The organism is Micromonospora mangrovicola (assembly GCF_047200535.1).
Classification (GTDB): Bacteria; Actinomycetota; Actinomycetes; order Mycobacteriales; family Micromonosporaceae; genus Micromonospora.
Genome location: NZ_JBJZOG010000040.1, coordinates 15,887 through 27,916 on the forward strand (window position 1 = coordinate 15,887; position 12,030 = coordinate 27,916).

The 12,030-nt window shown below is 74.4% G+C and carries 10 protein-coding genes; 7 read left to right on the forward strand and 3 right to left on the reverse strand.

Going from position 1 to position 12,030, the window contains the following annotated elements; genetic code table 11:
• The first annotated feature begins 41 nt into the window (after positions 1 to 41).
• From pdhA to ACL02O_RS17755, 5 genes are all read left to right on the forward strand, one after another.
• On the forward strand, positions 42 to 1,247 hold the full coding sequence (gene pdhA / locus ACL02O_RS17735) for a pyruvate dehydrogenase (acetyl-transferring) E1 component subunit alpha (protein WP_412819237.1): 1,206 nt from the start codon (positions 42 to 44) through the stop codon (positions 1,245 to 1,247).
• Positions 1,247 to 2,251, forward strand: a complete 1,005-nt coding sequence (locus ACL02O_RS17740; RefSeq protein ID WP_412819192.1) for an alpha-ketoacid dehydrogenase subunit beta — start codon at positions 1,247 to 1,249, stop codon at positions 2,249 to 2,251. Before pdhA ends, ACL02O_RS17740 begins: the two co-directional genes overlap by 1 nt.
• Entirely contained in the window at positions 2,248 to 3,684 is a 1,437-nt protein-coding gene (locus ACL02O_RS17745; RefSeq protein ID WP_412819193.1) for a dihydrolipoamide acetyltransferase family protein, read from the forward strand. The genes ACL02O_RS17740 and ACL02O_RS17745 overlap by 4 nt, the downstream gene beginning before the upstream one ends.
• A 112-nt stretch (positions 3,685 to 3,796) precedes the next feature.
• Positions 3,797 to 5,476 carry a right-handed parallel beta-helix repeat-containing protein gene (locus ACL02O_RS17750; RefSeq protein ID WP_412819194.1) on the forward strand — a complete coding sequence of 560 codons (1,680 nt, stop codon included), beginning with the start codon at positions 3,797 to 3,799 and terminating at the stop codon, positions 5,474 to 5,476.
• Between the two features lie 189 nt (positions 5,477 to 5,665).
• A complete protein-coding gene (locus ACL02O_RS17755) occupies positions 5,666 to 6,943 on the forward strand; it encodes a L,D-transpeptidase (RefSeq protein WP_412819195.1) in 1,278 nt (425 codons plus the stop codon).
• Between the two features lie 77 nt (positions 6,944 to 7,020).
• On the opposite strand, the gene ACL02O_RS17760 is transcribed toward ACL02O_RS17755, so the two are convergent.
• The 3 genes from ACL02O_RS17760 to ACL02O_RS17770 all read right to left on the reverse strand — a co-directional run bounded on the left by ACL02O_RS17760 (position 7,021) and on the right by ACL02O_RS17770 (position 10,033).
• The gene (locus ACL02O_RS17760; RefSeq protein ID WP_412819196.1) at positions 7,021 to 8,037 is read right to left on the reverse strand and encodes an SMP-30/gluconolactonase/LRE family protein; all 1,017 of its coding nucleotides are present in this window, start codon (positions 8,035 to 8,037) and stop codon (positions 7,021 to 7,023) included.
• A 74-nt stretch (positions 8,038 to 8,111) separates the two neighbouring features.
• A complete protein-coding gene (locus ACL02O_RS17765; protein ID WP_412819197.1) occupies positions 8,112 to 9,125 on the reverse strand; it encodes an ABC transporter permease subunit in 1,014 nt (337 codons plus the stop codon).
• The gene (locus ACL02O_RS17770) at positions 9,122 to 10,033 is read right to left on the reverse strand and encodes an ABC transporter ATP-binding protein (RefSeq protein ID WP_412819198.1); all 912 of its coding nucleotides are present in this window, start codon (positions 10,031 to 10,033) and stop codon (positions 9,122 to 9,124) included. Before ACL02O_RS17770 ends, ACL02O_RS17765 begins: the two co-directional genes overlap by 4 nt.
• A 118-nt stretch (positions 10,034 to 10,151) precedes the next feature.
• Between ACL02O_RS17770 and ACL02O_RS17775 the strand changes: the two genes are divergently transcribed.
• Together ACL02O_RS17775 and ACL02O_RS17780 are read left to right on the forward strand one after the other, a co-directional pair.
• Positions 10,152 to 11,306 (forward strand): sensor histidine kinase, encoded by a 1,155-nt coding sequence (locus ACL02O_RS17775; protein WP_412819199.1) that lies wholly within the window; start codon positions 10,152 to 10,154, stop codon positions 11,304 to 11,306.
• Entirely contained in the window at positions 11,303 to 11,959 is a 657-nt protein-coding gene (locus ACL02O_RS17780) for a response regulator (protein WP_412819200.1), read from the forward strand. Before ACL02O_RS17775 ends, ACL02O_RS17780 begins: the two co-directional genes overlap by 4 nt.
• Positions 11,960 to 12,030 lie beyond the last annotated feature (71 nt).

A 12,030-nucleotide genomic window follows, 5' to 3' on the forward strand; every position in this document is an offset into this window, starting at 1 on the left:
GTTCATCCGCGATGTTGAGTCAATCATCCAACAGCAGGAGCATAGGGCCACCACACGTCCAGGAGGTCCCCGCCGTGACGACCACACCCCAGGCGGTCCGCAGGGCATCCCCCCGCACCCGCCGGCCGGCCACCCCGGCCGCTCCCGATCCCTCGGCCGGTCTGCTGCCGGCCACCGAGCCGGTCCGGCTGCTGAACCCGGACGGCACCACGCTGCCGGCCCGGGACGACTACCCGCAGCCGTCGGACGAGGCGCTGCGGGAGATGTACCGCCGGATGGTCGTCGGCCGCCGCTTCGACGTGCAGGCCACCGCGCTGACCAAGCAGGGCCGGCTCGCCGTCTACCCGTCCTCACGCGGCCAGGAGGCGTGCCAGGTCGGCGCGGTCCTCGCCCTGCGGGACAGCGACTGGGTCTTCCCCACCTACCGCGAGTCGATGGCGCTGACCGCCCGCGGCATCGACCCGGTCGAGGTGCTCACCCTGCTGCGCGGCGACTGGCACTGCGGCTACGACGCCGCCGCGCGGCACACCGCACCGCAGTGCACCCCGCTGGCCACCCAGTGCGTGCACGCCGCCGGCCTGGCCTACGGCGAGTCGTACCAGGGGCGGGACACCGTCGCGCTGGCTTTCATCGGCGACGGCGCCACCAGCGAGGGCGACTTCCACGAGGGGGTCAACTTCGCCGCCGTGTTCAAGGCCCCGGTCGTGTACTTCGTGCAGAACAACAAGTACGCGATCAGCGTCCCGCTCTCCCGGCAGACCGCCGCGCCGAGCCTGGCCTACAAGGGCGTCGGCTACGGCGTGCCCAGCGAGCAGGTGGACGGCAACGACCCGGTGGCCGTCCTCGCGGTGCTCACCCGCGCGGTCGAGCACGCCCGCTCCGGCAAGGGGCCGTACCTGGTCGAGGCGCACACCTACCGGATGGAGCCGCACACCAACGCCGACGACGCCACCCGCTACCGGGACGCCGAGGAGGTCGAGGCGTGGCGGGACCGCGACCCGATCGCCCGGCTGGAGGCGTACCTGCGCAGCCAGGGCGTGCTGGACGACGCCGCGGTCGCGGCGATCGCCGACGAGGCCGAGGCGTACGCCGCCGAGCTGCGTGACCGGATGCACGACAAGCCGGCGGTCGAGCCGCTCAGCCTCTTCGAGCACGTGTACGCGGAGCCGACCCCGCAGCTGGTCGAGCAGCGCGAGCAGGTCCGCGCCGAGCTGGCCGCCGCCCGGGACGAGGAGGGGGACGCCTGATGGCCACCATGACCATGGCGAAGGCGCTCAACGCCGCGCTCGCCGACGCGATGCTCGACGACGAGCGGGTGGTCGTCTTCGGCGAGGACGTCGGCCAGCTCGGCGGCGTCTTCCGGATCACCGACGGACTCCAGGCCCGGTTCGGCGACAAGCGCTGCTTCGACACCCCGCTCGCCGAGGCCGGCATCGTCGGCTTCGCCGTCGGCCTGGCCATGTCCGGGCTGCGGCCGGTGGTGGAGATGCAGTTCGACGCCTTCGCCTACCCGGCGTTCGAGCAGATCACCTCGCACGTGGCGAAGCTGCGCAACCGGACCCGGGGCGCGCTGAGCGTGCCGATCGTCATCCGCATCCCGTACGCCGGCGGCATCGGCGGCGTGGAGCACCACTGCGACTCCTCCGAGGCGTACTTCGCGCACACTCCCGGCCTGAAGGTGGTCACCCCGGCCACCGCCGAGGACGCGTACTCGCTGCTGCGCGAGGCGATCGACGACCCGGACCCGGTCGTGTTCATGGAGCCGAAGAAGCTCTACTTCTCCAGCGGCGAGGCGGAGCTGCCGGCCCGTACCGCGCCGTTCGGGACGGCTGTCGTGCGCCGGGCCGGCACCGACGCCACCCTGGTCGCCTACGGCCCGGCCGTGCCGGTCGCGCTCGAGGCGGCCGAGGCCGCCCGCGAGGAGGGCTGGGACCTGGAGGTCGTCGACGTGCGCAGCATCGTGCCGTTCGACGACGCCACGGTCACCGCGTCCGTGCGCAGGACCGGCCGGTGCGTGGTGATCCAGGAGGCGCAGGGCTTCGCCGGGGTCGGCGCGGAGATCGCCGCCCGGATGCAGGAGCGCTGCTTCCACGCCCTGCACGCCCCGGTGCTGCGGGTGTCCGGGCTGGACATCCCGTACCCGGCGCCGATGCTGGAGCACACCCACCTGCCCTCGGTGGACCGGGTGCTGGACACCGTCGCCCGGCTCCAGTGGGACGACCAGCCCGACACCCGGTGGGTGGCGGCATGACCACCACGACCGGGACCCGCGACTTCCTCCTGCCGGACCTCGGGGAAGGGCTCAGCGAGGCCGAGATCGTCGAGTGGCGGGTCGCCGTCGGCGACGTGGTCGGCGTCGACCAGACCGTGGTCGAGGTGGAGACTGCCAAGGCCGTCGTCGACGTGCCCTGCCCGTACGCCGGGCGGGTCGTCGCGCTGCACGGCGCGCCGGGTGAGGTCCGCCCGGTGGGCCAGCCGTTGATCACCATCGCCCCGCTGGACGGCGCGGGTGGGGACGACCCGCACGCCACCTACCGCGAGGAGGAGCGGGCCGGGTCCGGCAACGTCCTCATCGGGTACGGCACCGGCCACGGCGGCTCCGGCCGCCGCCGGCGTCGCCCCCGCCTCGCGGTGGCCCCGGAGTCCGGTCCGTCGGCCCCGGCCGACGCCCCGGCGGCGGACGGCGGTGCCCCGGCCGAAGCGAGCCGAGCGGTCGCCGGCCGGGCGACCTCGGCGGACCGCACCGGCCCGGCGGCGGGCGGCCCGACCGCGGGAGACGACGGATCCCGCACGGCGCCCCTGGTCATCTCCCCGATCGTCCGGCGGCTGGCCAAGGAGCGCGGCGTCGACCTGTCCTCGCTGCACGGCACGGGGCCGGGCGGGGTGATCCGCCGCGCCGACGTCGAGACGGCCCTGGCGGCCCCGGCGGCCCGGCTCGCGGCGGTGCCGGACGCCCCGGCGGCGCACGTGGGGCTCGCCCCCACCGGCGACGGCGACGTGGTCATCCCGCTCACCGGCATCCGCAAGGCGATCGCCGACAAGCTCTCCCGCAGCCGGCGGGAGATCCCCGAGGTGACCATCTGGGTGGACGTGGACGCCACCGGGCTGCTGGAGACCCGCGCCGCGATCAACGCCGCCACCGCGGACGCGCCGGTCAGCATCCTGGCCCTGCTGGCCCGGATCTGCCTCAGCGGCCTGCGGCGGTACCCGCAGCTGAACGCGCAGGTGGACACGGAGGGGCAGCGGATCGTCCAGTCGGCCGGGGTGCACCTGGGCATCGCCGCGCAGACCGACCGGGGCCTGGTCGTCCCGGTGCTGCGCGACGCCCAGCGGCTGACCACCCGCGAGCTGGCCGCCGCCCTGGCGGAGACCACCGCCGCCGCCCGGGCCGGCACCCTGCCGCCGGCCCGGCTCACCGGCGGCACCTTCACGCTGAACAACTACGGGGTGTTCGGCGTGGACGGTTCCACCCCGATCATCAACCACCCTGAGGCGGCGCTGCTCGGCGTCGGTCGCATCGTGGACAAGCCGTGGGTGGTCGACGGGCAGCTGGCGGTCCGCAAGGTCAGCCAGCTCAGCCTCACCTTCGACCACCGGGTCTGCGACGGCGGGGTGGCCGGCGGGTTCCTGCGGCACGTGGCGGACTGCGTCGAGCAGCCCGCGCTGCTGGTGGCGAACGTCTGACGCCCCGACCCGGCCCCGGCCCCGGCCCCGTCCACCTTCGGGGCCGGGGCCGGCCCGTTTCTCCGCCGCCGGACCGGGAATCCGCCCCCGGTCGTCGAGGGGGAGGAGACGGATGGCGTACCCGCACATGCCCGCCGGTGGCGTGCGCCCGTACCCGGTCGCCGGCGCGCCGCTGCTGTGCGACGCCCGCGAGCACGGCCTCACCGGGGACGGGACGACCAACGACCAGCCGGCCTTCGCCGCGCTGGTGGACCGGCTGGGCGACGCGTACGCCGCCGACGGGCGGGCGCGGGTGATCTACTGCCCGCCCGGGGTCTACTCGATCCGGGACGCCGGGACGGTGTGGCGCACGGGGGTCTCACTGGTGGGCGCCGGCCCCGGGGCGACCCGGTTCGTGCTGAGCAACTCGGGCAACCGGGCCGATCCCACCCCGCTGGCCTTCCACACCGCCGCCGAGCACGGCGCGGACCGGAAGCGCCACCTGGCGTACTGCACCTTCGCCGACTTCGAGATCGACGGCTCCGGGGTGGCGTCGGCCGAGTACAACCCGCTCGCCAAGGGCCTCGGCCTGCAGTACGTCGTCCGGGGGGTGTTCCGCAACCTGTACATCCACCACACGGCGGCGACCGGCCTGGGCTGCGACTTCCTCCAGGACAGCCTGATCGACGGGGTGCTGGTCGTCGGCTGCGGCCGGTTGGACAACGGCACCGAGATGGGCGGGGCCGGCATCGGGGTCGGCATCGGCGGGTGGGACAGCATGGAGCGGCTCAACATCATCAACTGCACGGCGGTCGCCAACGCCACCAACGGGATCTTCCTCGAGTTGCAGGAGGTCGGCGAGCTGCGACCGCGTGGCATCCGGATCATCGGCTGCCACGCCCAGGGCAACCGGTTCGGCATCTCGGACTGGGGCGGCAACGGGCTGATCGTCTCGGCCTGCACGATGGCCGGCAACCTGGAGGCGGGCTTCCACGTCTCGGCCAAGGGCACCACCGGCATGGCCGGCCGGGGCGGCATCGTGAGCGACTGTGTGATCGACGGCAACCTGCGCGACGGGATCAGCATCGGCAACACCCCCGGGCCGTACACCATCCGGGGGAACCGGATCAGCGGCAACGGCCGGTACGGGTACCACCAGAGCAGCCTGGGCGAGCAGGAACAGCAGCAGGCCCGGGAGATCGTCCTGGAGAGCAACGACTTCTACGGCAACAGCCTCGACGCGATCCGGATCGACCGGCCGATCATCGACGCGATCATCGTCAACAACCGGATCCGGGGCAACGGGCGGCAGTGCGGTCCGGCGGTCCGCGGCGGCGGGGACTCGGTGCGCTACGGCGAGAAGCAGGTGGTGGACCGGCGGGCGAACTGGCAGCACGACGAGCACCGGGGCAAGGTCGTCCTGGTCGGTGACCGGGTCGCCGTGGTCGCGGCGAACGACGCCACGTCGTTGACCCTGGCACCGATCCGCCCGGACTCCTTCACCGCGTGGAGCGGGGACACCCCGACGCCCGGCAGCGGGTACGAACTGCCCGCGGCGCCGCCGACCCGGGCCGGCATCACGGTGAACGCGGCCCTCGACTCGGTCAGCATCCGGGGCAACCGGATCTGGGACGGCCGGCAGACACGCGCCCAGACCCACGGGCTCTGGATCACCGGGCAGGGCAGTTGCGTCGACTGCCGGGTGGAGGACAACGACCTCGCCGGGAACGCGGAGGATGCGACCCGACTGGACACCCTACCCATCGGTGGACGGTGGGAACGCAACCACGGCGGCGACGTCGACTGGGCCTGAACCGGTCGTCCCGGCGCGTCTGGCGCCGGACGTGACGCACGCCCCCTTCCACCCCGCCGATTCCCACTTCCGCACGGCCGCGTCGAAATCGAAGTCGGCGCTGGTCGAGCAATTCCGCCGAATATGCCACGGCTTCCTGCCGGCCGTACAGAATGTGAGCCAAGGGGAGTTGGAAATGGGGTGCGGAATATGGACGTGAGGCGGCGATTGACGCTATTTGCGGTAACCATCGCAGCCACACCACTGGTGGTCGGCGCGTGCACCGCCGGGCAGCGGGAGGCCGTGAAGCCCGGCCACGGCCGGGCGGCCGCCGCGCCGTCGGTGATCGTGACCCCCGCCGACCGGACGAAGAACGTGCCGATCAGCGCCGAGGTGGGGGCCAAGGTCAGCGGCGGGAAGATCACCGCGGTGAAGCTCACCGACGACAAGGGTCGCCCTGTGCCGGCGGAGCCGCGCGAGGACGGGTCGAGCTGGGTGCCGGACCGCCCGTTGCGGAACTCGCGGACGTACACGGCGGAGGTGACCGCGACCGGCGATTCCGGGCGGACGACCACGCAGCAGACGACCTTCACCACGATGGCGAAATCCACCAAACAGGCGATCACCAGCGAACTGTATTTCACCAGTAATCAGACGTACGGGACGGCGATGCCGGTGGTCGTCGCATTCGATCCACCAATTCCCAAAGAGGCCAGAGCGGACGTGCAGCGCCGGTTGTTCGTGAAGACCGACCCGCCGCAGCCGGGCACCTGGTCGTGGGAGTCGGATGGCAAGCAGGTCGAATACCGGGCGCCCGACTTCTGGAGGTCCGGCACGAGGATCAGTGTCCGGAGCGCCCTCGAGGGGCTGCCGATCGGCAAGGACGCCATCGGGGACGCCGACCACACCGCCGTCTCGAAGATCGGCCGGCAGGTCAGCCTCGACATCGACAACGCCACCAAGCAGATGTCCGTCTTCCAGGACGGCAAGCTGCTGCGGAAGATCCCGGTGAGTCTCGGCAAGGCGAGCACGCCGAGTTCCAGCGGCAAGATGGTGATCATGGAGAAGTTCGACCGCACCACGTTTGACACGCGCGGTGAGCCGAACGGCGGGTACGTGGTCGACGTGGACGACGCCCAGCGGCTCACCTGGGGCGGCGAGTTCATCCACGCCGCGCCGTGGTCGGAGGGGGACCAGGGCTACACCAACGTCTCGCACGGGTGCGCCAACGTCTCCTCCGCCGCCGCGGACTGGCTGATGGGCGTCACGCAGGTCGGTGACCTGGTCACGGTCAAGGGCACCGAGGTGAAGCTGGATCAGGGCAACGGTTTCACCGCCTGGAACGTCAGCTGGGACGAGTTCGCCAAGGGCAGCGCGTTGCCCGTACCGGCCGGGCTGAAGCCCACGCCCAGCATCACGCCGCACCCGGGCGCGGTGGCCGGTGGCTCGTCGCCCGCCCCCGCCCCGTCGAAGAGCAACGGCGGTTGATCCACCCGGGGAGGAACGACCAGGGGGCCGTCACGCCGTCACGGCGGGCCGGCCCCCTTCGGCCGGCCCGGCGGCCGTCACGCGAGGTCGACCCGGGCCACGCCCGTCGCGGTCAGGCTGCCCAGCCAGAGGTGCCCGCCGTGCTGCCGCACGCCCGTGATCATCGGGTACGCCCCGCTCGGCCCGTGCAGCGTGCGCAGCACCCGCCCGGTGCCGTCGACCAGCGCGACCAGGCCGTACCGGCGGGGCTGCGGCTGTACCGCGCCCGGCAGCAGGGCGACGAGCTGCCGGACCCGGGGGTGCGGCAGTAGCCGCTCCATGATCGGCAACCGAGGGCTGGGCAGCGCGATCCAGTACGTCCCGTCGCCCACCGCGGCGACGTTGTCCGGGTACGCCGGCAGGTCGGTCAGCACGGTGGCCCGGCCGTCCGGCAGGTCCACCCGCAACAGCCGGTGGGTGGCCGTCTCCACCAGCATCAGCGCCGACTCGTCCGGGGTCAGCGCCACCCCGTTGGGGAAGTAGAGCCCGTCGGCCACCACCTCGGTCCGCCCGGTCCGCCGGTCGTACGCGAGCACCCGGCCGTTGGGACGGTGTTCCAGCAGGTCCCGCCGCCAGTGCGACAGCGGGAACCGGTCCGAGCTGTCGGTGAAGTAGATCGTGCCGTCGCGAGCCAGCGTGGCGTTGTCGGCGAGGTGCACCGGAGCCCCGCCGGTCAGCTCGCGCACCACCCCGTCGGGCGTGACCCGCAGCAGCCCCCGGTACGCGTCGCAGACCACGAGTCCGCCGTCGACCGGGTCCAGTTCGACGCCGAGCGGCCGGCCGCCGGTCTCGGCGAGCAGCGTCGGGCGGGCACCGGGCGGGGCGTCCGCCGGCCACCACCAGAGCCGGCCGTCCTCGTCGCCGCTGATCACCCGGCCGTCAGGATCGATCAGCACGTCCTCCGGTCCGTGCGCACCCTCCGGCAGCGGCAGCAGCTCGACCCGGTCCAGCCGGACGTCGGCCGGGGCCCACGGCCCGTCCAGCGGCGGCGGCACGGTGGCCGGCTCGCGGACCGGCCGGATCAGCAGGGGCGCCCGCGGGCGAGGAACGACCATCCGGTCATTCTTCCCCGCCGATGCCGTGTCGGGCAGCCCCCGGCGGCGTGTCGCCGAGGGCTGCCCGTCGGCGGTCAGCTGACCCGGCGGATCCGCCGGAGGCCGAAGCCGGCCAGCAGGCCGCTGAACGCCAGGTAGATCCCGAACTCGAGCCACTGGAACGTCCAGTAGCGCCGGTTCGGCTGGTAGGACAGGCGCACGTGCAGGCCGAGCCGGCCCAGACAGACCGCCGTGTCGCCGAACGTGCCGGTCGCCCCGGCGTGCGGCGGGTCCAGGAAGCAGCGGTCGAAGCGCTCCGCCGCGAGCGGCCGGCCGTCGGCGGTGCGCAGCTCGCTGACGCCGCTGACCCAGGCGTCCGGCACGGACAACCCCTTGACCACCGGCGCGCCGGTGACGCTGCCCAGCCCCCGCGCCTCGTTGATCGCCTCGGCGGTCATCGGCCGGGAGACCGTGACCGGGGGCATCAGGTGCGGGCGGACCACGTTCGGCATGACGAACTGCACCACCGTGAACACGACGGCGGTCAACGCCATCGCCGGCAGCGTACGGCGGACCAGCACCCCGACCACCGTGCCGAGGGCGAACGCGAAGACGGCGTACCCGACCGGCGCGATATTCCGGGCGCCGAACACGATGGTGCTGAACCGGTCCCCGGCGAGCCGGTCCACCGGGCTGGCGGCCCAGGTGAGCAGGAGGCTGGTCAGGCCGGCGAAGGCCGTCGCGGCCACCCCGACGACCAGCAGCTTGACCGCGAACCAGCGGGTCCGGGTGACGCTCTGGTTCCACACCAGCCGGTGCGTGCCCGCCTCCAGCTCCCGGGCGACCAGCGGCGCCCCCCAGAACATGCCGAGCACGGCCGGCACGAGGGCGAGCAGCCCGGCCACGTACAGCAGGGTGTTCTGGTAGTCGCCGAGGAACTGGGCGAGGGCGGTTGCGCAGTCCCCGCCGGCCCGGCACCGGGACCGGTAGCTCTCGTGGTCGTGCCGCACGGCCAGCCCCAGGTGCAGCAGGTAGGCGGCGAGCAGGGCCAGCCCGGCCAGGCCGGCGAGCGCCGGGGTGCGGAACTGCCGCCAGGCCAGCCGGATCACGGCCGCACCTCCGGGCCCGGCGCCGCCCCGGTCACGTCGCCGGCCGCCCGGCTCAGGTACGCCAGCACCAGCTCCTCCAGCCCCACCGGCTCCGCCGTGCCGGGCAGCGCCGGCGGCGGGCTCGCGGTGCGGACCACGACCCGGTCGTACCCGCCGGCGGACTCCCGCCGGACCGGCGTCACGCCGGCCGGCAGCCGGTCCAGCCCGCCGCGCGGGGCGGTCAGCCGGTGGTGGCCGGACAGCAGGTCGGTGACGTCGCCGGCGAGCTGGACGCGGCCCCCGGCCAGCACCACCAGGTGGTCGCAGACCCGGGCCACGTCGCCCAGCAGGTGCGACGAGAGCAGTGCGCTGGCGCCCAGCTCGGCGACGAACTCCCTCAGCTGGTGCAGGAACCCGACCCGGGCGAGGGGGTCCAGCGCGGCCGCCGGCTCGTCGAGGATCAGCAGCTCGGGACGCTTCGCGGCGGCGACGGTCAGGGCGAGCTGGGCGCGCTGCCCGCCGGAGAGCCGGCCCGCCCGCTGCGACCGGCCCAGCCCGACCCGGCTGATCCGCCGCTCGGCCAGGGCCCGGTCCCAGCCCGGGTTGAGCCAGGCGCCCATTCGCAGGTGGTCCCCGACGGTGAGGGACGAGTACACCGGCGTGTCCTGGGCGACGTAGCCGACCCGGGCGAGGTGTGCCGCGTCGGCGGCGGGCCGGGCGCCGAGCACCCGCAGGGTGCCCGCGGTGGGGGTGATCAGCCCGCAGGCGAGCTGGAGCAGCGTGGACTTGCCGGCACCGTTCGGGCCGACCAGGCCGATCACCCGGCCCCGGGGGATCCGCAGGTCGCAGTGGGACAGCGCGACCCGCTTGCCGTACCGCTTGGTCAGGCCCTCGGCGTGCAGCACCGGTGGGGAGTTCTCGTCGGTCATGCCCCGAACGTTCGCCGACCGGGCGGGCCCCGCCATCGGTCCGGAGCATGGTTCTCCGCTGCCGTGACCGTACTTTCGGCCGGTTCGAGGCGCGGCGCGGTTCCCTAGCCTGGGCGGCATGGGACATCCGGACCGGTGGAGCGTGGCGGCTGATGTCGGGCTCGGGCTCGGCTGCGCCGCCGCGATCGCCGTCCAGGCGGCCGCGCTGGCGGTCAGCTGGGGCGGAGCGTACTGGGTGTTCGGTTGCGGGGTGGGCGTGCTGGTCACGCTGCTCGCCCTGTTCCGGCGGCGGCATCGGGGGTGGGCGGCGGTCGCGGGCCTGGTGGTCGCCGCGGTCGCCGTCCTCGTCGCCGACCTGGCCGGACTGCCGCACGAGCCGGGCCCGGCCACCGCCCTGCCGCTGGCCGTGCTGGTCGCCTCGGCGGTCGGGGCGCTGCCGGCGCGCCCGGCCGTCGCGGTCGCCGCCGGAGGCCTCGCCGTGGTGGCGGCCACGGCCGCGGCCGCCGGCGCGAACAGCGGCTCCTGGTCCCGTACCGGCGCGGCCGCGGTGACCTGGTGGAACGTGGCGGCCTGGCTGGTCGCCGTCGGCGTCGGCGGCGCGCTGCGGGTGGCGGACGCCCGGCGCCGGTCCACCGCCGAGCGGGTACGCCGGGACGAGCGGCTGGAGCTGGCCCGGGAGTTGCACGACGTGGTCGTCCACCACATCACCGGGATCGTGGTGCAGGCCCAGGCCGCGCAGCTGGTCGGCGGACGCCGGCCGGAGCTGGCTTGGCAGTCCCTGGCCGGCATCGAGTCGGCCGGCGCCGACGCACTGGCCGCGATGCGGCGCCTGGTCGGCGTCCTGCGGGACAGCGCCGACGCGGCCCCGTCCTCGGCCGGCCCGGAGCAGCTCGCCGAGCTGGCCGCCCGTTTCGAACGGGACGGCGCGACGGTGCGGCTGCGCGTCCCGGACGGCGACCCGGGCTGGCCGCCGGAGGTGACCGCCACCGTGTACCGGGTGGCCCGGGAGGCGCTGACCAATGTGGCCCGGCACGCGCCCGACGCCGGTGCGGTGGCGGTCACGGTGGTCGAGGCGGCCGGCACGGTCACCGTCGAGGTCGTCGACGACGGCCCGCCCGCCCCCGCCCGGCATCCCCGTCGGCACGGGTACGGGCTGGTCGGGATGCGGGAGCGCGTCGAGGCCCTGGGCGGGACGCTCGCCGCCGGCCCCCGACCGGGCGGCGGCTGGGCGGTCACGGCCGTGCTGCCCGGTTCCACCCGGGAGCGGCGGTGACCATCCGGGTGCTGCTCGCCGACGACCAGGCGATGGTCCGCGGCGGCCTTCGGATGATCCTGGAGGACCAGCCGGACATCGAGGTGGTGGCCGAGGCGGTGGACGGGGTCGACGCGGTGGAGCAGGCCCGGCGACTACGGCCCGACGTCTGCCTGGTCGACATCCGGATGCCCCGGCTCGACGGTCTCCAGGTCACCCGCGCCCTGGCCGGGCCGGAGGTCGCGGACCCGCTGCGGGTGGTCGTGGTGACCACCTTCGATCTCGACGAGTACGTCTACGGCGCCCTGCGGGGCGGCGCGGTCGGTTTCATCCTCAAGGACGCCGGCCCGGCCCTGCTCGTCGAGGCGGTGCGGGCGGCCGACAACGGTGACGCGCTGGTCTCGCCCGCGCTGACCCTGCGGCTGCTGCGCCACCTGAACCCGCCCGCGCGGCCCGCCGACGGGCGGTTCCGCCCGGCCCTGTCGGACCGCGAGATCGAGGTGGTGCGGGCCGTCGCGCGGGGGCGGACCAACCAGGAGATCGCGGCGGAGCTGTTCATCTCGCTGAGCACGGTCAAGAGCCACGTCTCCGCGATTCAGCGCAAGCTGGGTGCCCGCAACCGGGTGGAGGTCGCGGCGTGGGCCTGGGAGAACCGGATCGCGGAGGGCGCCTGAGGGTTCCCCCGGAGGCTCTCCAGGGGAGCACCCGGGTCGTTCCCGGATCCCGGTCTCCAGCGGCCGGAAGT